30 protein-coding genes and 1 tRNA gene are annotated in these 23,013 nt (G+C 68.8%); 26 read left to right on the top strand and 5 right to left on the bottom strand.

Features of this window, described 5'->3' with window-relative positions; translation table 11 throughout:
* The first annotated feature begins 83 nt into the window (after positions 1 to 83).
* Positions 84 to 2,036 (top strand): MFS transporter, encoded by a 1,953-nt coding sequence (locus tag IM725_RS04040; RefSeq protein ID WP_193779291.1) that lies wholly within the window; start codon positions 84 to 86, stop codon positions 2,034 to 2,036.
* Positions 2,037 to 2,151: 115 nt separating this feature from the next.
* Positions 2,152 to 3,312 carry a zinc ribbon domain-containing protein gene (locus IM725_RS04035; protein WP_193779290.1) on the top strand — a complete coding sequence of 387 codons (1,161 nt, stop codon included), beginning with the start codon at positions 2,152 to 2,154 and terminating at the stop codon, positions 3,310 to 3,312.
* Positions 3,313 to 3,325: 13 nt separating this feature from the next.
* Here the strand turns inward: IM725_RS04035 and tgt are convergent, their stop codons facing one another.
* Both tgt and queA read right to left on the bottom strand, forming a co-directional pair.
* A complete protein-coding gene (gene tgt, locus IM725_RS04030; RefSeq protein WP_193779289.1) occupies positions 3,326 to 4,486 on the bottom strand; it encodes a tRNA guanosine(34) transglycosylase Tgt in 1,161 nt (386 codons plus the stop codon).
* A 4-nt stretch (positions 4,487 to 4,490) separates the two neighbouring features.
* On the bottom strand, positions 4,491 to 5,525 hold the full coding sequence (gene queA / locus IM725_RS04025; RefSeq protein ID WP_193779288.1) for a tRNA preQ1(34) S-adenosylmethionine ribosyltransferase-isomerase QueA: 1,035 nt from the start codon (positions 5,523 to 5,525) through the stop codon (positions 4,491 to 4,493).
* A gap of 51 nt (positions 5,526 to 5,576) precedes the next feature.
* Between queA and recG the strand changes: the two genes are divergently transcribed.
* From recG to ubiA, 4 genes are read left to right on the top strand one after another with little or no spacing between them, the layout of a single operon-like run.
* On the top strand, positions 5,577 to 7,640 hold the full coding sequence (recG, locus tag IM725_RS04020; RefSeq protein WP_193779287.1) for an ATP-dependent DNA helicase RecG: 2,064 nt from the start codon (positions 5,577 to 5,579) through the stop codon (positions 7,638 to 7,640).
* 8 nt (positions 7,641 to 7,648) lie between these two features.
* Entirely contained in the window at positions 7,649 to 8,602 is a 954-nt protein-coding gene (locus IM725_RS04015; RefSeq protein ID WP_193779286.1) for a LysR substrate-binding domain-containing protein, read from the top strand.
* A 10-nt stretch (positions 8,603 to 8,612) separates the two neighbouring features.
* Positions 8,613 to 9,527 carry a Dyp-type peroxidase gene (locus IM725_RS04010; RefSeq protein WP_227753557.1) on the top strand — a complete coding sequence of 305 codons (915 nt, stop codon included), beginning with the start codon at positions 8,613 to 8,615 and terminating at the stop codon, positions 9,525 to 9,527.
* The gene (gene ubiA, locus IM725_RS04005) at positions 9,527 to 10,390 is read left to right on the top strand and encodes a 4-hydroxybenzoate octaprenyltransferase (RefSeq protein ID WP_193779285.1); all 864 of its coding nucleotides are present in this window, start codon (positions 9,527 to 9,529) and stop codon (positions 10,388 to 10,390) included. Before IM725_RS04010 ends, ubiA begins: the two co-directional genes overlap by 1 nt.
* Positions 10,391 to 10,415: 25 nt before the next feature.
* On the opposite strand, the gene proC is transcribed toward ubiA, so the two are convergent.
* The gene (gene proC / locus IM725_RS04000; protein ID WP_227753556.1) at positions 10,416 to 11,228 is read right to left on the bottom strand and encodes a pyrroline-5-carboxylate reductase; all 813 of its coding nucleotides are present in this window, start codon (positions 11,226 to 11,228) and stop codon (positions 10,416 to 10,418) included.
* A 40-nt stretch (positions 11,229 to 11,268) separates the two neighbouring features.
* Between proC and IM725_RS03995 the strand changes: the two genes are divergently transcribed.
* The 20 genes from IM725_RS03995 (at position 11,269) to IM725_RS03900 (ending at position 22,249) form a co-directional block, all read left to right on the top strand.
* On the top strand, positions 11,269 to 12,837 hold the full coding sequence (locus tag IM725_RS03995; RefSeq protein WP_193779283.1) for a glycerol-3-phosphate dehydrogenase/oxidase: 1,569 nt from the start codon (positions 11,269 to 11,271) through the stop codon (positions 12,835 to 12,837).
* A 290-nt stretch (positions 12,838 to 13,127) separates the two neighbouring features.
* A complete protein-coding gene (gene rplN / locus IM725_RS03990; RefSeq protein WP_061498327.1) occupies positions 13,128 to 13,496 on the top strand; it encodes a 50S ribosomal protein L14 in 369 nt (122 codons plus the stop codon).
* 12 nt (positions 13,497 to 13,508) lie between these two features.
* Positions 13,509 to 13,826, top strand: coding sequence for a 50S ribosomal protein L24 (gene rplX / locus IM725_RS03985; protein WP_193779282.1), 318 nt, complete (start codon positions 13,509 to 13,511; stop codon positions 13,824 to 13,826).
* A gap of 2 nt (positions 13,827 to 13,828) precedes the next feature.
* On the top strand, positions 13,829 to 14,368 hold the full coding sequence (gene rplE / locus IM725_RS03980) for a 50S ribosomal protein L5 (protein ID WP_193779281.1): 540 nt from the start codon (positions 13,829 to 13,831) through the stop codon (positions 14,366 to 14,368).
* 9 nt (positions 14,369 to 14,377) lie between these two features.
* Positions 14,378 to 14,683, top strand: a complete 306-nt coding sequence (gene rpsN, locus IM725_RS03975) for a 30S ribosomal protein S14 (protein ID WP_193779280.1) — start codon at positions 14,378 to 14,380, stop codon at positions 14,681 to 14,683.
* Between the two features lie 15 nt (positions 14,684 to 14,698).
* Positions 14,699 to 15,094: a 30S ribosomal protein S8 gene (gene rpsH, locus IM725_RS03970; protein ID WP_193779279.1), complete on the top strand. Its 396-nt coding sequence runs from the start codon at positions 14,699 to 14,701 to the stop codon at positions 15,092 to 15,094.
* 17 nt (positions 15,095 to 15,111) lie between these two features.
* Positions 15,112 to 15,645, top strand: a complete 534-nt coding sequence (gene rplF / locus IM725_RS03965; RefSeq protein ID WP_193779278.1) for a 50S ribosomal protein L6 — start codon at positions 15,112 to 15,114, stop codon at positions 15,643 to 15,645.
* A 9-nt stretch (positions 15,646 to 15,654) separates the two neighbouring features.
* On the top strand, positions 15,655 to 16,020 hold the full coding sequence (gene rplR / locus IM725_RS03960; RefSeq protein ID WP_193779277.1) for a 50S ribosomal protein L18: 366 nt from the start codon (positions 15,655 to 15,657) through the stop codon (positions 16,018 to 16,020).
* 12 nt (positions 16,021 to 16,032) lie between these two features.
* Positions 16,033 to 16,554, top strand: a complete 522-nt coding sequence (rpsE, locus tag IM725_RS03955; protein ID WP_193779276.1) for a 30S ribosomal protein S5 — start codon at positions 16,033 to 16,035, stop codon at positions 16,552 to 16,554.
* Between the two features lie 14 nt (positions 16,555 to 16,568).
* Positions 16,569 to 16,757 (top strand): 50S ribosomal protein L30, encoded by a 189-nt coding sequence (rpmD, locus tag IM725_RS03950; protein WP_193779275.1) that lies wholly within the window; start codon positions 16,569 to 16,571, stop codon positions 16,755 to 16,757.
* On the top strand, positions 16,757 to 17,188 hold the full coding sequence (gene rplO, locus IM725_RS03945; protein WP_193779274.1) for a 50S ribosomal protein L15: 432 nt from the start codon (positions 16,757 to 16,759) through the stop codon (positions 17,186 to 17,188). The genes rpmD and rplO overlap by 1 nt, the downstream gene beginning before the upstream one ends.
* Positions 17,189 to 17,226: 38 nt before the next feature.
* Positions 17,227 to 18,546 (top strand): preprotein translocase subunit SecY, encoded by a 1,320-nt coding sequence (secY, locus tag IM725_RS03940; RefSeq protein WP_193779273.1) that lies wholly within the window; start codon positions 17,227 to 17,229, stop codon positions 18,544 to 18,546.
* 17 nt (positions 18,547 to 18,563) lie between these two features.
* The gene (infA, locus tag IM725_RS03935; RefSeq protein ID WP_193779272.1) at positions 18,564 to 18,782 is read left to right on the top strand and encodes a translation initiation factor IF-1; all 219 of its coding nucleotides are present in this window, start codon (positions 18,564 to 18,566) and stop codon (positions 18,780 to 18,782) included.
* A 72-nt stretch (positions 18,783 to 18,854) separates the two neighbouring features.
* Positions 18,855 to 18,968: a 50S ribosomal protein L36 gene (rpmJ, locus tag IM725_RS03930; protein ID WP_011481465.1), complete on the top strand. Its 114-nt coding sequence runs from the start codon at positions 18,855 to 18,857 to the stop codon at positions 18,966 to 18,968.
* 22 nt (positions 18,969 to 18,990) lie between these two features.
* Entirely contained in the window at positions 18,991 to 19,356 is a 366-nt protein-coding gene (rpsM, locus tag IM725_RS03925; protein ID WP_193779271.1) for a 30S ribosomal protein S13, read from the top strand.
* Between the two features lie 21 nt (positions 19,357 to 19,377).
* Complete coding sequence (gene rpsK / locus IM725_RS03920; protein ID WP_193779270.1) at positions 19,378 to 19,782, top strand: 30S ribosomal protein S11; 405 nt, start codon at positions 19,378 to 19,380, stop codon at positions 19,780 to 19,782.
* 119 nt (positions 19,783 to 19,901) lie between these two features.
* Positions 19,902 to 20,525 (top strand): 30S ribosomal protein S4, encoded by a 624-nt coding sequence (gene rpsD / locus IM725_RS03915; protein ID WP_193779269.1) that lies wholly within the window; start codon positions 19,902 to 19,904, stop codon positions 20,523 to 20,525.
* A gap of 137 nt (positions 20,526 to 20,662) precedes the next feature.
* Entirely contained in the window at positions 20,663 to 21,652 is a 990-nt protein-coding gene (locus tag IM725_RS03910; protein WP_193779268.1) for a DNA-directed RNA polymerase subunit alpha, read from the top strand.
* Between the two features lie 102 nt (positions 21,653 to 21,754).
* Complete coding sequence (rplQ, locus tag IM725_RS03905) at positions 21,755 to 22,150, top strand: 50S ribosomal protein L17 (protein WP_193779267.1); 396 nt, start codon at positions 21,755 to 21,757, stop codon at positions 22,148 to 22,150.
* A gap of 22 nt (positions 22,151 to 22,172) precedes the next feature.
* A tRNA-Met gene (locus tag IM725_RS03900) sits at positions 22,173 to 22,249 on the top strand.
* Positions 22,250 to 22,374: 125 nt separating this feature from the next.
* Here IM725_RS03900 and IM725_RS03895 read toward each other — a convergent pair.
* Both IM725_RS03895 and IM725_RS03890 read right to left on the bottom strand, forming a co-directional pair.
* Positions 22,375 to 22,596: a TIGR02450 family Trp-rich protein gene (locus tag IM725_RS03895; protein WP_193779266.1), complete on the bottom strand. Its 222-nt coding sequence runs from the start codon at positions 22,594 to 22,596 to the stop codon at positions 22,375 to 22,377.
* Positions 22,593 to 22,973 (bottom strand): DUF2237 family protein, encoded by a 381-nt coding sequence (locus IM725_RS03890; RefSeq protein WP_193779265.1) that lies wholly within the window; start codon positions 22,971 to 22,973, stop codon positions 22,593 to 22,595. The genes IM725_RS03895 and IM725_RS03890 overlap by 4 nt, the downstream gene beginning before the upstream one ends.
* Between the last annotated feature and the right edge of the window lie 40 nt (positions 22,974 to 23,013).

Genomic DNA, 23,013 nt, shown 5'->3' with positions numbered 1-23,013 from the left:
GCCTGATGATACCGAAGGGCCGAAAAAGTGCTGCAAGTTCATCCGCCTCTTGCGCAGGGCGCGCGGCCGGGCATGATGCATCCATGGACACCGAACTCGCCTCCGCGCCCGTTCCCGCCAGCGCCGCAGCCGCCGCGCCGGCGCCGCATCCCAACCAGTTCGCCCTCCTGCGCCAGCGGCGCTTCGCGCCTTTCTTCTGGACCCAGTTCTCCGGCGCCGCGAACGACAACCTGTTCAAGTTCGCCTTCACCGTCATGGTCACCTACCAGCTGCAGGTGGACTGGCTGCCGCCCTCGCTGGCGGGCCTGGTGATCGGCGCCCTGTTCATCCTGCCCTTCCTGCTGTTCTCGGCCACCAGCGGTCAGCTGACGGACAAGTTCGACAAGCGCAGCATGATCCGCCTGGTCAAGAACCTGGAGATCGGCATCATGGGGCTCGCGGCCTTCGGCTTCTGGGCCGCCAGCGTGCCGGTGCTGCTCACCTGCGTGTTCCTCATGGGCCTGCACTCCACGCTGTTCGGCCCGGTGAAGTACGCCTACCTGCCGCAGGTGCTGGACGAGCGCGAGCTCACCGGCGGCAACGGCATGGTGGAGATGGGCACCTTCGTGGCGATCCTGCTGGGCAACGTGGCCGGCGGCCTGCTGGTGGCGCTGCCGGGCGTGGGCCGCGACCTGGTTGCCGTCGCCTGCGTGGCGATGGCGCTGGCCGGCCGCGCCGTGGCGCAGGCCATCCCCTCGCTGCCCGCCACCGACCCGGGCCTGCGCATCCACTGGAACCCGGTGGCCGAGACCTGGCGCAACCTGCAGCTCGCCCGCGGCAACGTGGTGGTGTTCCGATCGCTGCTGGGCATCAGCTGGATGTGGTTCTTCGGCGCCGTGTTCCTCAGCCAGTTCCCCAGCTTCGCCAAGGAGGTGCTGCACGGCGACGAGCACGTGGCCTCGCTGCTGCTGGTGGTGTTCTCCATCGGCATAGGCACCGGCTCGCTGCTGTGCGAGGTGCTCTCGCGACGCCATGTGGAGATCGGCCTGGTGCCGCTGGGTGCGATCGGCATGAGCGTGTTCGCGGCCGACCTGTACTTCGCCTCGCGCGGCCTCGCCGCCCCGCAGGCGGCCCTGGGCGTGGGCGCGTTCCTCGCCGTGGCCGCGCACTGGCGGGTGGTGGCCGACCTGGCGCTGCTCTCCCTCTTCGCCGGGCTGTACAGCGTGCCCATGTACGCCCTGGTGCAGATGCGCAGCCAGCCCACGCACCGGGCCCGCATCATCGCGGCCAACAACATCCTGAACGCGCTCTTCATGATCGCCAGCGCGCTGATCGTGGGCGCGCTGCTCAAGGCCGGCTGGACCATCCCTCAGGTGTTCCTGGGCATTGCGGTGGCCAACGCGGTGGTCGCCGGCTACATCTTCCTGCTGGTGCCCGAGTACCTGCTGCGCTTCATCGCCTGGGTGCTCTCGCGCCTGGTCTACCGCTTCCGGGTGCGCGGCGCCGCGCACATCCCCGTGCACGGCGCGGCCGTGCTGGCCTGCAACCACGTGAGCTTCGTCGACGCGGTGCTGCTGATGGCCGCCAGCCCGCGCCCGATCCGCTTCGTGATGGACCACCGAATCTTCCGCGTGCCGGTGCTGGGCGCGCTGTTCCGGCTGGCCAAGGCGATTCCGATCGCCCCGCGCAGCGAGGACGCGGCCGCCTACGAGGCCGCCATCGAAGCCGCTGCGGGCGTGCTGCGCGAGGGCGACCTGCTGGGCATCTTCCCCGAGGGTGCGATCACCCGCGACGGCACGCTGCAGGCCTTCAAGGGCGGCATCGTGAAGATCCTCGAGAAGCAGCCCGCACCCGTGGTCCCCATGGCGCTCACGGACCTGTGGGGGTCCTTCTTCAGCCGCATCGAGCGCGGCGGCGCCATGGTGCGGCCCTTCCGCCGCGGCATGTTCAACCGCGTCGGGCTGAACGTGGGCGCGCCGCTGGAGGCCGCGCAGGTGGACCCCCAGGGGCTTCGCGAGCGTGTGCTGGCCCTGATGGGATCCGCTGCCGCCCGCTGACCGTGCCGGCTCGCGGAGCTTGCATGCACAGCACCCGGCGTCCACGCGTCCACGTCGGCAGGCACGGGGGCCCGCCGCGTGGCATCGATTTCCAACCCGAGGGAGGGACTTCCTGATGGACAAGACACTTCGCCTGTCCGAGGCCTGGTACCGGCGCGGCCTGTGGGTCGTGGCCCTGGTGTTCGCGGGCTTCCTGTCCGGCCTGGGCAGCGCCGTGATGCGCGACCTGCCCAAGGCCGAGCCCGGCCGCGACTGGGCGCACTACATGGACCCGGCGCGCAGCAAGGCCTTCGCCGACCGCATCCGCGCCAACGCCACCGCCGTCGACCAGGCGCAGGCCGCCGCCGAGCAGGCCCGGCTCCAGCTGCGCGTGGCCCACGCCGACACGCAGGCCGCCAGCGATTCGCTGAACCGCTGGCTGGCCACGCGGCAGGCCACCCAGCTCGCCACCCAGGACCCGGAGCTGGTGGCCCGCACGCGCGCCCTGGACGGCCTTCGCCAGGCCGAGCGCGAGGCCCAGGCCCGGGTCCAGCAGCGCGAGCAGGCGCTGCTGGACGCGCAGCAGGCGCGGCAGGCGGCCGAGCGTGAGCAGCGCGAGGCCGAGCGCCTGGCCCGCGAGGCGCAGCAGTCCGACGCGCGGCGCGTCGAGCTGACCGTGTTCCTGTACCGGCTTGCGTTCACCTTGCCCTTGCTGCTGGCGGGCGTGTGGGTCTTCCGGCGCTGGCGCAAGGGGTCCTGGTGGCCCTTCGCCTGGGGCTTCGTGCTCTTCTCGGTGTTCACCTTCTTCGTCGAGCTGGTGCCCTACCTGCCCAGCTATGGCGGCTATGTGCGCAACGGCGTGGGCGTGCTGCTCACGGTGGTGGCGGGCCGCTGGGCGATGCGCGCGCTCAACACCTGGCTGGAACGCCAGCGCGCGGCCGAGGCCCTGCCCGATTCGCAGCGGCGCGAAGCGCTGGCCTACGACACGGCGCTGGCGCGCCTGGCCAAGGGCGTGTGCCCGGGCTGCGAGCGGCCGGTGGACATGCGCGACGAGCGGCTGGACTACTGCCCGCACTGCGGCATCGGCCTGCACGACCGCTGCACGCAGTGCGCCAGCCGCAAGAACGCGTTCGCGCGCTACTGCATGCGCTGCGGCGCGCAGGCCCATGGGGTCGGGGCGGTGCCGCCGCCCGCGCAGGCGCCCTTGCCCGCAGGCCGGGTCCGCCCCGCTGCCGGCCCTGCGGACGGCGCGGCGGGCGCCCTGGGGCGTCCACCGGGCGACCCGGCGCCCGCCTGACCCCCCGGCCGCCTCAGACGCCGCGGGCCCTGTCCTTCGCGAACTGCACGCGGAACGCCTCGAAGCGGCCGGCCTCCAGCGACTCGCGGATCTCCCGCATCAGGTTCAGGTAGTAGTGCAGGTTGTGGATGGTGCAGAGCATGGGGCCCAGCATCTCGCCGCAGCGCTCCAGGTGGTGCAGGTAGGCGCGCGAGAAACCGCCGGCCACGCTGCCGTCGGGCGCCGTGGTGCCGCGGCAGGCGTAGCAGCTGCAGGTCTCGTCCAGCGGGCGCTCGTCGGCGCGGTGCCGCGCGTTGCGCAGCTTGAGGTCGCCAAAGCGGGTGAACAGGTGGCCGTTGCGCGCATTGCGCGTGGGCATCACGCAGTCGAACATGTCCACGCCCGCGGCCACGCCCGCCACCAGGTCCTCTGGCGTGCCCACACCCATCAGGTAGCGCGGCTTGTGCGCCGGCAGCCTGTGCGGGGTGTGCGCCATGATGCGCAGCATCTCTTCCTTGGGCTCGCCCACGCTCACGCCGCCGATGGCATAGCCGGGGAAATCCATGTCCACCAGGGCCGCGAGCGATTCCTCGCGCAGGTGTTCGAACATGCCGCCCTGCACGATGCCGAACAGGGCGTTGCGGTTTTCCAGCCGCGCGAACTCGGCGCGACAACGCTGCGCCCAGCGCAGGCTGAGTTCCATGGAGGCGCGCGCCTCGGCGTCCGTGGTGAGGTGGCCCTTGACCTCGTACGGCGTGCACTCGTCGAACTGCATCACGATGTCGCTGTCCAGCACGGTCTGGATCTGCATGGAGATCTCGGGCGTGAGGAACAGCTTGTCGCCGTTCACCGGCGAGGCGAAGCGCACGCCCTCCTCGCTGATCTTGCGCATCTCGCCCAGGCTCCAGACCTGGAAGCCGCCGGAGTCGGTGAGGATGGGGCGGTCCCAGCGCTCGAAGCGGTGCAGGCCGCCGAACTGGCGGATCACGTCCAGGCCCGGGCGCATCCACAGGTGGAAGGTGTTGCCCAGGATGATCTGGGCCTGCATCTCCTCCAGCGAGCGCGGCGTCACGCCCTTGACGGTGCCGTAGGTGCCCACGGGCATGAAGATGGGGGTCTGCACCACGCCGTGGTTGAGCGTGAGGCGGCCGCGGCGCGCGAGGCCTTCGGTCTTGAGCAGTTCGAATTGCAGCATGGGGTCAGTCCTCCTCGCGGCGGGCGAGCAGCATGCAGTCGCCGTAGCTGAAGAAGCGGTAGCGATGGGCGATCGCATGGCGGTACAGCGCCATGATGGGCCCGTAGCCCGCGAAGGCACTGACCAGCATCATCAGCGTCGACTTGGGCAGGTGGAAGTTGGTGATGAGGCGGTCCACCACCTGGAAGCGGAAGCCGGGGGTGATGAAGATGTCGGTGTCGCCGCTGGCCAGGCCGGTCTTGGCCCAGGACTCCAGCGTGCGCACGGTGGTGGTGCCCACGGCCACCACGCGGCCGCCGCGTGCGCGGGCGGCCGCGATGGCGGCCTGGGTGGCCTCGGGCACCTGGTACCACTCGCTGTGCATGCGGTGCTCGGCGATGTTGTCCACCTTCACCGGCTGGAAGGTGCCGGCACCCACGTGCAGGGTGACGCTGGCGCGCTGCACGCCCCGGTCGGCCAGGGCGGCCAGCACGCCCTCGTCGAAGTGCAGGGCTGCCGTGGGCGCGGCCACGGCGCCGGGGTTCTTGGCGAACACGGTCTGGTAGCGGCTGGCGTCCTCGGCCGTGTCCTCGTGCTCGATGTAGGGCGGCAGTGGCACGTGGCCGTGCTGCTCCATCAGCGTGTAGGGGTCGCCGGAGAACGCGAAGCGGAACAGCGGGCCGTCTTCATCCGGCCAGCGGCCCAGCAGGGTGGCCGTGAAGCCGCCGGCCATGGCCAGCACGGTGCCCACAGGCGGCTTCTTGCTCACCTTCATGTGGGCCACGACCTCGTGCGGGCCGATGACGCGCTCGACCAGCAGTTCCAGCTTGCCGCCGGTCGGCTTTTCGCCGAAGAGGCGGGCCTTGACCACCTGGGTGTCGTTGAAGACCAGCAGGTCGCCAGGCGCCAGCAGGCCGGGCAGCTCGCGGAAGATGCGGTCCACCGGCGTCTCGCCGCGGCCGTCGAGCAGGCGCGAGGCGCTGCGCTCCGCGGCGGGGTGCTGTGCAATCAGTTCGGGGGGGAGGGCGAAGTCGAAATCGACCAGCGTGAATTCGCGCATGGCTTGAGGGCCGGACGGACCCGTTCCAAGTGGGGAAGGCAGAATTGTCCCATGCCCGAGAAACAGGCCCTGTCCGCGCCCCAGAAAGCCTTGCACAAGCTGGGCCTCACGCGCGACATCGACCTGGCCCTCCACCTGCCCCTGCGCTGGGAGGACGAGACGCGCGTGCTGCGCCTGGCCGACGCGCGCGAGGGCGAATCGGTGCAGATCGAGGCGGAGGTGACCGCCTGCGAGATCGCCTACCGGCCGCGCCGCCAGCTGGTGGTGACGGTGGAGGACGGCAGCGGCAGCTGCCAGATGCGCTTCTTCAGCTTCTACCCCTCGCAGCAGAAGGCGCTGGCCGTGGGCACGCGGCACCGCTTCCGCGGCGAGTTGCGCGGCGGTTTCCTGGGCTGGCAGATGGTGCACCCGGTGGTCAAGCCTGCCGGCGCCGCGCTGCCCACGGCGCTGACGCCGGTCTACCCCACCGTGGCCACGCTGCCGCAGGCCTACCTGCGCAAGGCCGTGCTCTCCGGGCTGGCGCGGGCCGACCTGTCCGACACCTTCCCGCCCGGGGTGAGCGAGACGCTGCAGCCGCAGGTCTGGGGCCTGCGCGAGGCGCTGGCGTTCTTGCACCACCCCACGCCGGACGTCGCCCTGGCCGCGCTGGAGGACCGCAGCCACCCCGCCTGGCAGCGGCTCAAGGCCGAGGAGCTGCTCGCGCAGCAGCTCTCGCAGCTGGAAAGCAAGCGCGAGCGCGATGCCCTGCGCTCGCCGGCCCTGGCGACCCGGCGCGGCGGCCTGCAGGAGACGCTGCTGGCGCAGCTGCCCTTCGCGCTCACCGGCGCCCAGCGCCGCGTGGTGGAGGAGATCGCCCGCGACCTGGCGCGCGAGGTGCCCATGCACCGCCTGCTGCAGGGCGACGTGGGCTCGGGCAAGACGGTGGTGGCCGCGCTGGCGGCGGCGGTGGCGATCGACGCCGGCTGGCAGTGCGCGCTGATGGCGCCCACCGAGATCCTCGCCGAGCAGCACTTCCGCAAGCTGATCGGCTGGCTGGAGCCGCTGCTGGCGCCGCTGGGCCGCCGCGTGGCCTGGCTCACCGGCAGCCAGAAGAAGAAGGAGCGCGGCGAGATGCTGGCGCTGGTCGAAAGCGGGGAGGCCGCCCTGGTGGTCGGCACCCATGCCGTCATCCAGGACCAGGTGCAGTTCAAGGCCCTGGCGCTGGCCGTGATCGACGAGCAGCACCGCTTCGGCGTGGCGCAGCGCCTGGCACTGCGGGCCAAGATGAAGGACACGGCGCAGGAGCCGCACCTGTTGATGATGTCGGCCACGCCCATCCCGCGCACCCTGGCCATGAGCTATTACGCCGACCTGGACGTCTCCACCATCGACGAGCTGCCCCCCGGGCGCACGCCCATCGTCACCCGGCTGGTGGCCGACAGCCGGCGCGAGCAGCTCATAGAACGCATACGCAGCCAGCTGGCCGAGGGGCGGCAGGTGTACTGGGTCTGCCCGCTGATCGAGGAGAGCGAGGCCCTGGACCTGTCGAATGCCACCCAGACCCACCAGGACCTGAGCGAGGCGCTGCCGGGCGTGATGGTCGGCCTGCTGCATTCGCGCATGCCACCGGCCGAGAAGAAGGCGGTGATGGCGCTGTTCTCGGGCGGACAGATGGGCGTGCTGGTGTCCACCACCGTGATCGAGGTCGGCGTGGACGTGCCCAACGCCTCGCTGATGGTGATCGAGCATGCGGAGCGCTTCGGGCTGTCGCAGCTGCACCAGCTGCGGGGCCGGGTCGGACGCGGCGCCGCGGCCTCGGCCTGCGTGCTGGTGTTCTCGCCCAACGAGAACGGCCGCGTGAGCGAGACCGCCAAGGCCCGCCTCAAGGCCATGGCCGAAACCAACGACGGCTTCGAGATCGCCCGCCGCGACCTCGAGATCCGCGGCCCGGGCGAGTTCCTGGGCGCGCGCCAGTCGGGCGCGCCCTTGCTGCGCTTCGCCGACCTGGAGGCCGACGCCGACCTGCTGGCGTGGGCGCGCGCCCTGGCGCCGCTGATGCTCGATCGCCATCCCGCGCTGGCACGCCGCCACGTGGAACGCTGGTTGGGTGGAAAATCCGAATTCCTGAAGGCCTGACACACGCCATGACACTGACCGAGCTCAAGTACATCGTCGCCGTGGCGCGCGAGAAGCATTTCGGCAAGGCCGCCGAAGCCTGCTTCGTCTCGCAGCCCACGCTTTCGGTGGCGATCAAGAAGCTCGAGGATGAGCTGGAGGTCAAGCTGTTCGAACGCAGCGCCAACGAAGTCACCGTGACGCCCCTGGGCGAGGAGATCGTGCGCCAGGCGCAGAGCGTGCTGGAGCAGGCGGCCGCCATCAAGGAGATCGCCAAGCGTGGCAAGGACCCGCTCTCGGGCCCCCTGAAGCTGGGCGTGATCTACACCATCGGCCCCTACCTGCTGCCCGACCTGGTGCGCCAGGCGATCGACCGCACGCCGCAGATGCCGCTGATGCTGCAGGAGAACTTCACCGTCAAGCTGCTGGAGATGCTGCGCACCGGCGAGATCGACTGCGCCATCATGGCCGAGCCCTTTCCGGACACGGGCCTGGCCATCGCGCCGCTCTACGACGAGCCCTTCATGGCCGCCGTGCCCAGCACCCACGCGCTGTCCGTGCGCAAGACCATCACCGCCGAGGAGCTGAAGGCCGAGACCATGCTGCTGCTGGGCACCGGCCACTGCTTCCGCGACCACGTGCTGGAGGTGTGCCCCGAGTTCGCGCGCTTCTCCAGCGACGCCGAGGGCATACGCAAGAGCTTCGAGGGCTCCTCGCTGGAGACCATCAAGCACATGGTGGCCGCCGGCATGGGCGTGACCCTGGTGCCGCGCCTGTCGGTGCCGCGCGAGGCCCTGGAGGGCAAGCCGCGCCGGCGCAAGGACGACCTGTCCTTCGTGCGCTACATCCCCTTCGAGGGCGAGCCGCCCAGCCGCCGCGTGGTGCTGGCCTGGCGCCGCAGCTTCACCCGCTACGAAGCCATCGCCGCGCTGCGCAATGCGATCTACGCCTGCGAGCTCCCCGGCGTGAAACGACTGTCCTGATCCTTCTTCGATGACCCCCATGCAGTTCCAGCCCGGCATCCTGGATGGCGTTCCCGCCGTCGCCCGCTACGTCCACTTCGTGCTGCGCCCCGAGGGCGCGGACGCTGGCGCGATCCGCGCCGCGCTGCAGCGCCTGTCGCCGCTGGCCGACGGCAGCGACGTGGTGGTGGGCCTGGGGCCCTCGCTGGTGGCGGCGCTGGGCGCCGAGGTGCCGGGCCTGCACGAGTTCCCGGATTTCTCGGGCCACGGGGTGAAGGTGCCCTCGACCCCCGGCACGCTGTGGTGCTGGCTGCGCGGCGACGACCTGGGCGAGCTGCTGCACGTCACGCGCAAGGTGCAGAAGGCGCTGGCGCCCGTGTTCGTGGCACGCCAGGTGCTCGACGGCTTCCGCCACGCCGCCAGGGACGGCGGCCACGGCCACGACCTGACCGGCTTCGAGGACGGCACCGAGAACCCCGAGGGCGATGCGGCGGTCGCCGCCGCCTTCACCCAGGGCGCGGGCGCGGGCCTGGACGGCGGCAGCTTCGTCGCCGTGCAGCAGTGGGTGCACGACATGGACGCCTTCGAGGCGCTGGAGGACGAGGCGCGTGACCATCACATCGGCCGCCGCCTGGCCGACAACGAGGAACTGGACGATGCGCCCGAGTCCGCGCATGTCAAGCGCACCGCGCAGGAGAGCTTCGAGCCCGAGGCCTTCGTGCTGCGCCGCTCCATGCCCTGGATGGCGGGCCTGCAGGCCGGCCTGCAGTTCGTCGCCTTCGGCCGCTCGCTGCAGGCCTTCGAGCAGCAGATGCGCCGCATGGCCGGCCAGGACGACGGCATCACGGACGCCCTCTTTCGCATCAGCCGGCCGGTCAACGGTGCGTACTACTGGTGCCCGCCCCTGAAGGACGGCCGGCTCGACCTGCGCGCGCTCGGGCTCTGATGGCTGCGCCCGGCCGCCTGCGGCTCTACCTGGACCTCATCCGCTGGGACCGCCCGGCGGGCTGGCTGCTGCTGCTCTGGCCCACGCTTTCGGCCCTGTGGGTCGCGGCGCGGGGCTTTCCCGGCTGGCACCTGCTGGCGGTGTTCACGGCCGGCACCGTCCTCATGCGCAGCGCCGGCTGCTGCGTCAACGACGTCGCCGACCGCGACTTCGACCGCCACGTGAAGCGCACCGCGGGCCGGCCCGTCACCTCGGGCGCCGTGTCCACCCGCGAAGCGCTGGTGCTGGGCGCGCTGCTGGCCCTGCTGGCCTTCGGCCTGGTGCTGACCACCAACGCGGCGGCCATCGCCTGGTCGTTCGCGGCGCTGGCGGTGAGCCTGGTGTACCCCTTCGCCAAGCGCTTCTTCGCCATGCCGCAGGCGGTGCTGGGCGTGGCCTTCAGCTTCGGCATCCCCATGGCCTATGCCGCGGTGCAGGGCCACGTGCCGGTGGAGGCCTGGGTGCTGCTGCTGGGCAACCTGTTCTGGGTGCTGGCCTATGACACCGAGTACGCCATGGTGGACCGTGACGACGACCTTCGCATCGGCATGAAGACCTCGGCCATCACCCTGGGCCGCGCCGACGTGCCGGTGGTGATGGCCTGCTATGGCGCCTACCTGGCGGTCTGGGCCGACGTGCTCTCGGCGCACATCCCGCCGCTCGCCGTGGGCGCGGCGGTGCTGGTGGCCGCGGCCCAGGCGCTGTGGCACTACACCCTGATCCGCGAGCGCAGCCGCGAGGGCTGCTTCAAGGCCTTCCGGCTCAACCACTGGCTGGGCTTCACCGTGTTTGCCGGCGTGGTGGCCGGCTACGCCCTGGGCTGAAGCGGCCGGCGCCGCCGGGCCCGCTTCAGCGCCCGAACTCGTCGCCCAGTTCGGCCGCGCGCGCCTGGGCGGCGCGTATCGCCTTCACCAGCAACGCATCCACGCCGTCGGCCTGCAGGGCGGTGATGGCGGCGTAGGTCGTGCCGCCCTTGGAGGTGACGCGCTGGCGCAGCAGCTCGGGCGGCTCGTCCGAGCGGTGCGCCAGTTCGGCAGCGCCGCGGAAGGTGCCCACCGCGAGGCGTTGCGCCTGCGCCGCCGTGAGGCCCATCTCGATGCCGGCGCGGGTCATGGCCTCGATGAAGAAGAACACATAGGCCGGGCCGGAGCCGGACAGCGCCGTGACGCCATCCAGCAGGGGCTCGGCGTCCACCCAGACCGACTCGCCGGTGGTCGCCACGATGCGCTCTACCTGGGCGCGGTCGGCGTCGCCCACCGAAGGCCGCGCGTACAGGCCCGTCATGCCCAGGCCCACCAGGGCCGGGGTGTTGGGCATCGCGCGCACGATGCGCTCGCTGCCCAGCCAGGCCGCGATGCTGTCCGAGCGGATGCCGGCCGCCACGCTCAGGTGCAGGGCGTCCGCGCAGAAGGGCGCCGCGGCCTGTGCGGCCTCGCGGAAGGTCTGCGGCTTCACCGCCCAGACCACCACGCCGGCACGCCGCAGCGCCTCGCCCGGCGCCGCCTGGGCCTGCACGCCGAACTGCTGGGCGAGCCGGGCGCGGGCCTCGTCCCAGGGCTCGACCACCTCGACCTGGGCAGCGGGCAGGCCCTGGCCGCGCAGGCCGCCGATGATGGCGCTGGCCATGTTGCCGCCCCCGATGAATGCGATCGTGGATTCCATGGCCCGGCAGTCTATCGCCCACCTGCCCCAGAATCCGGGCATGCAGCGACAGGAATTGCTGGACCGCCTGGCCAGCCCGCGCACCTGGGACCTCGCCGTGGTCGGCGGCGGTGCCACCGGGCTGGGCGTGGCCCTGGATGCGGCCGCGCGCGGCTTTTCGGTGGTGCTGGTGGAGGCGGGGGACTTCGCCTGCGGCACTTCCTCGCGTGCCACCAAGCTGGTGCACGGCGGCGTGCGCTACCTCGCACAGGGCAACCTGGGCCTGGTGCGCGAGGCCCTGCACGAGCGCAGCACCCTGCTGGCCAACGCGCCGCACCTGGCGCAGCCGCTGCCCTTCGTGATGCCGGCCTACCGCTGGTGGGAGCTGCCGTTCTACGGCGCCGGGCTGGTGCTCTACGACCTGATGGCCGGGCGCGCCGGCCTGGGCCGCACCCGCTTCCTGGGCCGCGGCGGCGTGCTGGCCCGGCTGCCCAACGCCCGGCCCGGCGGCCTGCGCGGGGGCGTGCGCTACTGGGACGGGCAGTTCGACGATGCCCGCCTGGCGGTGGCCCTGGCGCGCACGGCGCAAAGCCGCGGCGCCCTGCTCGTCAATTACTGCCCGGCCACGGCGCTGCTGCACGAAGGCGGCCGGGTGGCCGGGCTGCGCTGCCGCGATGCCGAGAGCGGGCGCGAGTTCACGCTGCGGGCGGGCTGCGTGGTGAACGCCGCCGGGGTCTGGGTCGACACCCTGCGGGCCTGGGACGGCGCCGCCGCCGGCCGGGCCGCGACGCCCCTGGTGGCCCCCAGCCAGGGCGTGCACGTGGTGGTGGACCGCGAGTTCCTGCCCGGGCGCGAGGCCCTGATCGTGCCGCGCACCGCCGACGGCCGGGTGCTCTTCGCCGTGCCCTGGCTGGGCAAGCTGGTGCTGGGAACCACGGACACCCCGCGCGAGGACCTGGCCGCCGAGCCCCGCCCCTTCCCCGAAGAAGTGGATTTCATCCTGCGCGAGGCCGGCAACTACCTGGCCCGTGCACCCGGCCGCGCGGACATTCGCAGCCTGTGGGTGGGCCTGCGTCCGCTGGTCCGCCCGGACGGCGCCGACGCCGGCAACACCGGGGGCCTCAGCCGCGAGCACACCGTGCTGACCAGCCCGACCGGCCTGGTCACCGTCACCGGCGGCAAATGGACCACCTACCGGGCCATGGCCGAGGACACGCTGGACGCCTGCATGGCGGCAGGCCGGCTGGAGGCGCGCCCCAAGGAAGTGACTGCTCACCTTCGGCTGATGGGCGCACCGGCGCCTTCCGTCCCCGGCGTGCCCCTGTCCGAGCCGCCCGGCCTGCACCTGTACGGCACCGACGCCGCGGCCGTGCAGGCCCTGCCCGGGGCCGGCCGGGAGCTCGCCCCCGGCCTGACCGAGGCCATGGTGCGCTTCGCGGCCCGTCATGAATATGCGCGCACGGCCGCCGACGTGCTGGGCCGCCGATCCCGGCTGCTCTTCCTGGACGCCGCCGCCGCCGGCCGGGCCGCGCCCGCCGTCGGCGGCGTGCTGGCCGATGAAACCGGCTGCGACCCGGCGGTGGAGGCGGCCCAGGCCCTGGCGCAGGCCTACCTCACGCTGCCCGGCTGATGCGGGGCAGTTGACAGCCGCCAGGCACTTTGCAATAATCGCGGGCTGCCCTTTGAAAGGGCTGCTTTTTGCATGGCTGGTTGGCTGGTGGTCGACAGGGCCCATGCGCGAAGGAAAGCGGCTTTTCTCAGGTGCAATTCCGCCCCATTCGAAAGCGCATGCTCACAGGCGTTCAGGCCGCGCAGCCCACAAGCTGCAGGCCCAGCGGTTGCCGGCGCCGACGACGGGCCCAAGACTGACCTGAGCGTGCCCCATGGGGTGCAACGGGTGCAAGTTGGGAAATATTTGAAATGATCCAGACAGAATCTCGGCTCGAAGTCGCCGACAACACCGGTGCGAAGTCCGTTCTTTGCATCAAGGTGCTCGGCGGTTCCAAGCGTCGCTACGCCAGCGTGGGCGACATCATCAAGGTGAGCGTCAAGGAAGCTGCGCCCCGTGGCCGCGTCAAGAAGGGCGAGGTCTACAGTGCCGTCGTCGTTCGCACCGCCAAGGGCATCCGTCGCGGCGACGGCTCCCTCGTCAAGTTCGACGGCAATGCCGCCGTGCTGCTCAACAACAAGCTGGAGCCCATCGGCACCCGCATCTTCGGCCCCGTGACGCGTGAACTGCGTACCGAGCGCTTCATGAAGATCGTGTCGCTGGCGCCCGAAGTTCTCTAAGCGAGGCACAGCATGAACAAGATCCGCAAAGGCGACGAAGTCATCGTCCTCGCTGGCCGCGACAAGGGCAAGCGCGGCAAGGTGAGCCTGCGCAAGGACGACACGCATGTGGTCGTCGACGGCATCAACCTGGTGAAGAAGCACACCAAGCCGAACCCCATGAAGGGCACCACCGGCGGCATCGTGGAAAAGGCCATGCCGATCCACCAGTCCAACGTGGCGATCTTCAACCCCGCGACCGGCAAGGCCGACCGCGTGGGCATCAAGGTCGAGGGCGAGAAGCGCGTGCGCGTCTTCAAGTCCAACGGCGAAGAAATCAAGGCGGCATGACCATGGCACGACTGCAACAACACTACCGGGAAAAGATCGTTCCCGAGCTGACCGAGAAGTTCGGCTACAAGTCGCCGATGCAGGTGCCGCGCCTGACGAAGATCACCCTGAACATGGGTGTCTCCGAAGCCGTCGCCGACAAGAAGGTCATGGACAACGCCGTGGGCGACCTGACCAAGATCGCCGGCCAGAAGCCGGTCGTGACCAAGGCCAAGAAAGCCATCGCCGGTTTCAAGATCCGCGAAGGCCAGGCCATCGGCACGATGGTCACGCTGCGTGGCGTGCGCATGTATGAGTTCCTGGACCGTTTCGTCACCGTGGCCCTGCCCCGCGTGCGCGACTTCCGCGGCATTTCCGGCCGCGCGTTCGACGGCCGTGGCAACTACAACATCGGCGTCAAGGAACAGATCATTTTCCCCGAGATCGAGTACGACAAGGTCGACGCGCTGCGCGGCCTGAACATCTCGATCACGACCACGGCCAAGACCGACGAAGAGTGCAAGGCGCTGCTCGCGGGCTTCCGTTTCCCGTTCAAGAACTGAGGGTGCATCGTGGCTAAACAAGCACTGATCCAACGTGAGCTGAAGCGCGACAAGCTGGCTGCCAAGTACGCCGCCAAGTACGCCGAGCTGAAGTCCATCGCCAACGATGCCAAGAAGAGCGACGACGAGCGCATGCTCGCCCGCCTCGCCCTGCAGAAGCTCCCCCGCAACGCGAACCCGACGCGCCAGCGCAACCGCTGCGAGATCACGGGCCGCCCGCGCGGCACGTTCCGCCAGTTCGGCCTGGCCCGCGCCAAGATCCGTGAGATGGCCTTCGCAGGCGACATCCCCGGCATCACCAAGGCCAGCTGGTAAGCGAGGAGAAGACACATGAGCATGAGTGATCCCATCGCCGACCTGCTGACGCGCATCCGCAATGCGCAGATGGTGGCCAAGCCGACCGTCTCGGTCCCGGCTTCCAACATCAAGGTCGCCATCGCCCAGGTCCTGAAGGACGAGGGCTACATCGACGGCTTCCAGGTCAAGAAAGACGGCAACAAGAGCGAGCTCGAGATTGCCCTCAAGTACTACGCCGGCCGCCCCGTCATCGAGCGCATCGAGCGCGTGAGCCGTCCCGGCCTGCGTGTCTACAAGGGCGCCACCGACATTCCCCAGGTCCAGAACGGCCTGGGCGTGGCCATCGTCACCACCCCCCGTGGCGTGATGACCGACCGCAAGGCCCGCGCGAGCGGCGTCGGCGGCGAAGTCCTCTGCTACGTGGCCTGAACGGGAAGGAACAGAACATGTCCCGAGTCGGAAAGATGCCGGTCGCCGTCCCCCAGGGCGTCGACGTGCAAGTCAAGGAAGACCAGATCAGCGTCAAGGGCACCGGCGGCACGCTGTCGCTGGCCCAGAACGCCCTGGTCAAGATCGTCAGCAAGGACGGCAAGCTGTCCTTCGAGCCGGCGAACGAGTCGCGTGAAGCGAACGCCATGAGCGGCACCATGCGCCAGCTGGTGAACAACATGGTGGTCGGCGTGACCAAGGGCTTCGAGAAGAAGCTGAACCTGGTCGGCGTGGGCTACAAGGCCGCCGCCCAGGGCGCCAAGCTGAACCTCACGGTCGGCTATTCGCACCCGGTGAACATCGAGATGCCTGCCGGCATCACGGTCGCCACGCCGGCTCCCACCGAAATCGTGATCAAGGGTGCCGACCGCCAGCGCGTCGGCCAGATCGCCGCGGAAATCCGCGCGGTCCGCCCTCCCGAGCCCTACAAGGGCAAGGGCATCCGCTATGCGGATGAGAAGATCACGATCAAGGAAACCAAGAAGAAGTAAGGGGCGAACATGCTGAGCAAAAAAGAGCAACGCCTGCGCCGCGCGCGTCAGACCCGCATCCGCATCGCGACGCAGGGTGTGCCGCGCCTGACGGTGAACCGCACCAACCTTCACATCTACGCCAGCCTGATCTCCGGCGACGGCAGCAAGGTGCTGGCCACGGCCTCCACGGCCCAGGCCGACCTGCGCAAGTCGCTGGGTGGCTCGGGCAAGGGCGGCAACGTCGCCGCTGCCGAGCAGGTGGGCAAGCTGATCGCCGAGAAGGCCAAGGCTGCCGGCGTCGAGAAGGTCGCCTTCGACCGCGCCGGTTTCCAGTACCACGGCCGCGTGAAGGCCCTGGCGGAAGCGGCCCGCGCCGCCGGCCTCCAGTTCTAAAGGATTTGAGTCATGGCACGAGTTCAAGCGAAGACGCAAGGTGACGGTCCCGAAGACGGGATGCGCGAGAAGATGATCGCGGTCAACCGCGTGACCAAGGTGGTGAAGGGCGGCCGTATCCTCGGTTTCGCCGCACTGACCGTGGTCGGCGACGGTGATGGCCGCGTCGGCATGGGCAAGGGCAAGTCCAAGGAAGTGCCCGCTGCCGTGCAGAAGGCGATGGAAGAAGCCCGCCGCAACATGACCAAGGTGTCGCTCAAGAACGGCACCATCCACCACAACGTCATGGGCCACCATGGCGCCGCGCACGTGATGATGGCCCCGGCCCCCAAGGGTACCGGCATCATCGCCGGCGGCCCGATGCGCGCCGTGTTCGAAGTGATGGGCATCACCGACATCGTGGCCAAGAGCCACGGTTCGACCAACCCCTACAACATGGTCCGTGCCACGTTCGACGCCCTGCGCCGTTCCACGACCCCGTCCGAAGTGGCTGCCAAGCGCGGCAAGTCGGTCGAAGACCTGTTCACCGCCTGACCGGAGATTTCGCAATGGCGAACCAAGAAACCAAGACCGTCAAGGTCCAGCTGGTGCGCAGCCCGATCGGCACCAAGCAATCCCACCGCGACACCGTGCGCGGCCTGGGCCTGCGCAAGCTGAACAGCGTCAGCGAACTGCAGGACACCCCGGCAGTGCGCGGCATGATCAACAAGATCGACTACCTGGTGAAGGTGCTCTGATGGAACTGAACAACCTCAAGCCTGCGGAAGGCAGCCGCAAGGACCGCCGCCGCGTCGGCCGCGGCATCGGTTCCGGCCTGGGCAAGACCGCGGGCCGTGGCCACAAGGGCCAGAAGTCCCGTGCCGGTGGCTACCACAAGGTCGGCTTCGAAGGCGGCCAGATGCCGCTGCAGCGGCGCCTGCCCAAGCGTGGCTTCAAGTCGCAGTCGGCCAAGTACAACGCCGAGGTGAGCCTGGCCGCCCTGGAGCGCCTGGGCGCCGCCGAGGTGGACCTGGTCTCCCTGAAGAAGGCTGGCCTGGTTCCCGAACTGGCCCGCAACGTCAAGGTCATCAAGGCCGGCGAGATCACCAAGGCTGTCAAGCTGAACGGTATCGCCGCGACCGTGGGTGCCAAGGCCGCCATCGAGGCAGCCGGCGGCAGCCTGGCCTGAACGCGACCGCGTGACAGAAACGATCGCTGAGGACCACGGTGGCCACTAACGCTGCACAAATCGCGAAGACCGGCAAGTTCGGCGACCTGCGCCGGCGGTTGGTGTTTCTGCTGCTCGCGCTCGTGGTCTACCGCGTCGGCGCGCACATTCCCGTGCCCGGCATCAACCCGGACCAGCTCGCGCAGCTGTTCAAGGGCCAGCAGGGCGGCATCCTGAACCTGTTCAACATGTTCTCGGGCGGGGCGCTGTCGCGCTTCACGGTGTTCGCGCTGGGCATCATGCCGTACATCTCGGCCTCCATCATCATGCAGCTGCTCACCTACGTCCTGCCGACGTTCGAGCAGCTGAAGAAGGAGGGCGAGTCCGGCCGCCGCAAGATCACGCAGTACACCCGCTACGGCACGCTGGGCCTGGCCATCTTCCAGTCCATGGGCATCGCCCTGGCCCTGGAAGGCACGGCCGGCCTGGTGCTGAACCCGGGCTTCGGCTTCCGCATGACCGCGGTGTTCAGCCTCACGGCCGGCACCATGTTCCTCATGTGGCTGGGCGAGCAGATCACCGAGCGCGGCCTGGGCAACGGGATCTCGATCCTGATATTCGCCGGCATCGCCGCCGGCCTGCCCAACGCCCTGGGCGGCCTGCTGGAACTGGTGCGCACCGGCGCCATGAGCATCCTGGTCGCGATCTTCGTCGTCGCCCTGGTGGCGGTGGTCACCTGGTTCGTCGTGTTCATCGAACGTGGCCAGCGCAAGATCCTCGTGAACTATGCGCGGCGCCAGGTCGGCAACAAGGTGTACGGGGGCCAGTCCTCGCACCTGCCGCTGAAGCTGAACATGGCCGGCGTGATCCCGCCGATTTTCGCCTCGTCGATCATCCTGCTGCCCACTACGGTGGTGAGCTGGTTCGCGACCGGTGACAGCCTGCGCTGGCTCAAGGACATCGCGTCCTCGCTGACGCCCGGCCAGCCGATCTACGTGATCCTGTACGCCAGCGCGATCGTGTTCTTCTGCTTCTTCTACACGGCGCTCGTGTTCAACAGCCGCGAGACCGCCGACAACCTGAAGAAGAGCGGCGCCTTCGTGCCGGGCATCCGCCCGGGCGAGCAGACGGCGCGCTACATCGACAAGATCCTGGTTCGCCTCACGCTGGCGGGCGCGGTGTACATCACCTTCGTCTGCCTGCTGCCGGAGTTCCTGATCCTGAAATACAACGTGCCGTTCTACTTCGGTGGGACGTCGCTGATGATCATCGTGGTCGTGACCATGGACTTCATGGCCCAGGTACAGAACTACCTGATGAGCCAGCAGTACGAGTCACTGCTCAAGAAAGCGAACTTCAAGACCTCGCTGGGCGGTTGACCGTAACGACAAAGGACATGGCCAAGGACGACGTCATCCAGATGCAAGGCGCAGTGGTGGAAAACCTCCCCAACGCCACATTCCGGGTGAAGCTGGACAACGGGCACGAAGTGCTCGGCCATATTTCGGGAAAGATGAGGATGCATTACATCCGCATCCTTCCAGGTGACAAGGTCACCGTTGAGTTGACGCCCTACGACCTGTCCCGGGCGCGGATCGTGTTCCGAGCAAAGTGATTTGCAAGGTTGCGGACCACAAGTGAAACCGGTGCTCGGGCACCTCGATTGGTAGAGATTAGGAGAAAGCAAATGAGAGTTTCGGCTTCCGTCAAGAAGATCTGCCGCAACTGCAAGATCATCCGCCGCAAGGGCGTCGTTCGCGTGATCTGCACGGATCCGCGTCACAAGCAGCGCCAAGGCTGATTCAGAGTTCTAGAGGACGAACATGGCACGTATCGCCGGCATCAACATTCCGCCGCACCAGCACGCCGAAATCGGCCTGACGGCAATCTTCGGCATTGGCCGCACCCGCGCACGCAAGATCTGCGAAGCCTGCGGCATCGCCTACTCGAAGAAGGTGAAGGACCTGTCCGACGCCGACCTCGAGAAGATCCGCGACCAGATCGCCCAGTACACCATCGAAGGTGACCTGCGCCGCGAAACCACGATGAACATCAAGCGCCTGATGGACATCGGCTGCTACCGGGGCTTCCGCCACCGTCGTGGCCTGCCCATGCGCGGCCAGCGCACGCGCACCAATGCCCGCACCCGCAAGGGTCCGCGCAAGGCTGCGCAGTCGCTGAAGAAATAAACCGGGAAAGAGTAAAGACAAATGGCCAAGGCTCCCGTCAACAACGCCGCGCAGCGTGTGCGCAAGAAGGTCCGCAAGAACGTGTCCGATGGCGTCTGCCACGTGCACGCGTCCTTCAACAACACGATCATCACGATCACCGACCGCCAGGGCAATGCCCTGAGCTGGGCCTCCTCCGGTGGCCAGGGCTTCAAGGGTTCGCGCAAGTCGACGCCCTTCGCCGCCCAGGTTGCCTCGGAAGTGGCCGGCCGCGCCGCGATCGAGCAGGGCATCAAGAACCTGGACGTCGAGATCAAGGGTCCCGGCCCTGGCCGTGAGTCCTCCGTCCGCGCCCTGGCCGCCCTGGGCATCCGCATCACGTCCATCGCCGACGTGACGCCTGTGCCGCACAACGGCTGCCGCCCGCAGAAGCGCCGCCGCATCTGATCGCCTTGCCGGCGATCGGGCGCGACGCGACCGATTCAACCAAGCCCACCGCCGTCCCTGCCTGCAGGGCGGCTCCCGCGGGAATAGCCCGCGGCAGTGCAATCTAGAAGGAAACCAACGTGGCACGTTACCTCGGCCCCAAGGCCAAACTCTCCCGCCGTGAAGGCACCGACCTGTTCCTGAAGAGCGCCCGCCGCTCCATCAGCGACAAGGCGAAGTTCGACTCCAAGCCCGGCCAGCACGGCCGCACCTCGGGCCAGCGCACCTCCGACTTCGGCCTGCAGCTGCGCGAAAAGCAGAAGGTCAAGCGCATGTACGGCATCCTGGAGCGCCAGTTCCGCCGTTACTTCGAAGAGGCTTCCCGCCGCAAGGGCAACTCCGGCGCGAACCTGCTGTTCCTGCTCGAGTCCCGCCTGGACAACGTGGTCTACCGCATGGGTTTCGGCTCGACCCGCGCCGAAGCGCGCCAGCTGGTCAGCCACAAGGCCATCACCGTGAACGGCAACCCCGTCAACATCCCGTCCTACCTGGTCAAGACCGGTGACGTGATCGCGGTGCGCGAAAAGTCCAAGAAGCAGAACCGCGTCGTCGAGGCCCTGCAGCTGGCCCAGCAGGTCGGCATCCCGGCCTGGGTGGAAGTGAACGCCGACAAGGCCGAAGGCACCTTCAAGAAGGTTCCGGACCGCGACGAATTCGGCTCGGACATCAACGAATCGCTGATCGTCGAACTGTATTCCCGCTGATGCGGGCGCCTGGCCCCGCGTCGTGCGGGGCCGGCCTGGAGTGAATTACCCGTTCCCTGCGCGTGGGGCACCGCGCGCCGGGCGCTTCACCAGCCTTACCGGTGTAACGAGCCGGGGGTATTGAGAGGAAGTCCTGCATGCAAACCAACCTGCTGAAACCCAAAGCCATCAACGTGGAGCAGCTCGGCCACAACCGGGCGAAGGTCACGCTCGAGCCTTTCGAGCGCGGCTACGGTCACACCCTGGGCAACGCCCTGCGCCGTGTGCTGCTCTCGTCGATGGTGGGTTACGCGGCGACCGAAGTCACCATCGCCGGTGTCCTGCACGAGTACTCGTCCATCGACGGCGTCCAGGAAGACGTGGTCAGCATCCTGCTGAACCTCAAGGGCGTGGTGTTCAAGCTCCACAACCGCGACGAGGTCACCCTGTCGCTGCGCAAGGACGGTGAAGGCGTGGTCACCGCCGCCGACATCCAGACCCCGCACGACGTCGAGATCATCAATCCCGACCATGTCATCGCCCACCTGTCGCAGGGCGGCAAGATCGACATGCAGATCAAGGTCGAGAAGGGCCGCGGCTACGTGCCCGGCACCATGCGCCGCTATGCCGACGAGCCGACCAAGTCCATCGGCCGCATCGTGCTGGACGCCTCCTTCTCCCCGGTCAAGCGCGTGAGCTACACCGTCGAGAGCGCCCGCGTCGAGCAGCGTACCGACCTGGACAAGCTGGTCGTCGAGATCGAGACCAACGGCGCCATCACCGCCGAAGACGCGGTGCGCGCTTCGGCCAAGATCCTGGTGGAACAGCTGGCCGTGTTCGCGCAGCTCGAGGGCAGCGAACTCGCCGCCTTCGACCAGCCGGTGCAGCGCAGCTCGCAGCAGTTCGACCCGATCCTGCTGCGTCCGGTCGACGAGCTCGAGCTCACCGTGCGTTCGGCGAACTGCCTGAAGGCCGAGAACATCTACTACATCGGTGACCTGATCCAGCGCACCGAGAACGAGCTGCTCAAGACCCCGAACCTGGGCCGCAAGTCGCTCAACGAAATCAAGGAAGTGCTGGCTTCGCGCGGGCTCACGCTCGGCATGAAGCTGGAGTCCTGGCCGCCCGCCGGCCTGGACAAGCGATAATCGAGAGATGACGGGGCTGCGTGCAGCCTCGTCTTTGTTTTTCATCGGTGACCCGCCAGTACCTGATCCGGCTGGCGGCTAAATAATTGAAAGGAAATCACCATGCGTCACGGCCACGGCCTCCGTAAACTCAACCGCACCAGCGAGCACCGCCTCGCGATGCTGCGCAACATGATGAACTCGCTCATCGAGCACGAAGTCATCAAGACCACCGTCCCCAAGGCGAAGGAACTGCGCCGCGTCGTCGAGCCGATGATCACGCTCAGCAAGGAACCCACGCTCGCGAACAAGCGCCTGGCCTTCGACCGCCTGCGCGACCGCGACAGCGTGACCAAGCTGTTCAACGAACTCGGCCCGCGCTTCAAGGCGCGCCCGGGCGGCTACACCCGCATCCTGAAGATGGGCTTCCGCGTGGGCGACAACGCCCCGATGGCGCTCGTCGAGCTGGTGGACCGTCCCGCAGAAAACACCGGCGAAGCCGAAGGCGCGGCTGAATAAGCTGCTATAATTTAAGTCTTGACGCGCGGTGGAGCAGCCTGGTAGCTCGTTGGGCTCATAACCCAAAGGTCGCAAGTTCAAATCTTGCCCGCGCAACCAACAGCAGAGCGATTTCCGCTCTCAGCCTGACGCCCACTTCACAGTGGGCGTTTTGCTTTTTGCCCATGCCGTGCCAACGCTGTGCCCAGCCCGCTCGGTGCTTCGTCAGTACCAACTGACGCCGGTCACACCCACCCCTGCCGCCACAGCCCTTCATCCCTCAGCTCCCGCCAATCGATGCGCCGGGTGGCTTTCGAAAACAGGGCTTCGATCTCCACCCATTGGATCGCCACCTCGGGCAGCTCCGGCGTGATCACGCGGGTCACCAGGAAGTGCTTGTCCTTGGCCTGCGGTTGGACGGCGGTCCACTTCGTCAGGAGCAGCTTCTTGGGGTGCAGCGGGTTCATCGCGCCGCGGTCCCCGGGGCGATCGCGTGGGCCTGCAACTGCGCCAGCGTGACGATCTCCAGGGCCTTGGCGTGCGTGGCCTCCAGGTGGACCGGCGGCGCGACGCCGGCGGCGAGGGCCTCCTTCCAGCGCAGGGCGCACAGGCACCAGCGGTCACCGGGACGCAGACCGGCAAAGCGGTACTCCGGCCGTGCCGTCACAAGGTCGTTGCCCCGGCTGCGCGAATAGGCCAGGAAGTCGGCTGTCATGCGCGCGCACACGACGTGGGTACCGTGGTCCTGTTCGTCGGTGTGGCAGCAGCCGTCGCGGAAAAATCCGGTCAACGGGTCATAGGAGCAGGCCACCAGCTCAGTGCCCAGCACGTTCAGGGCAGTCATCTCAATCTCCGGGGTTTGCGCGAACAGTTCGCCCTGGGAG

The organism is Ramlibacter aquaticus (genome assembly GCF_015159745.1).
Lineage (GTDB): Bacteria > Pseudomonadota > Gammaproteobacteria > Burkholderiales > Burkholderiaceae_C > Ramlibacter > Ramlibacter aquaticus.
The sequence above is the reverse complement of the archived record's forward strand: the minus strand, read 5'-3'. Positions and strand labels throughout refer to the sequence as shown.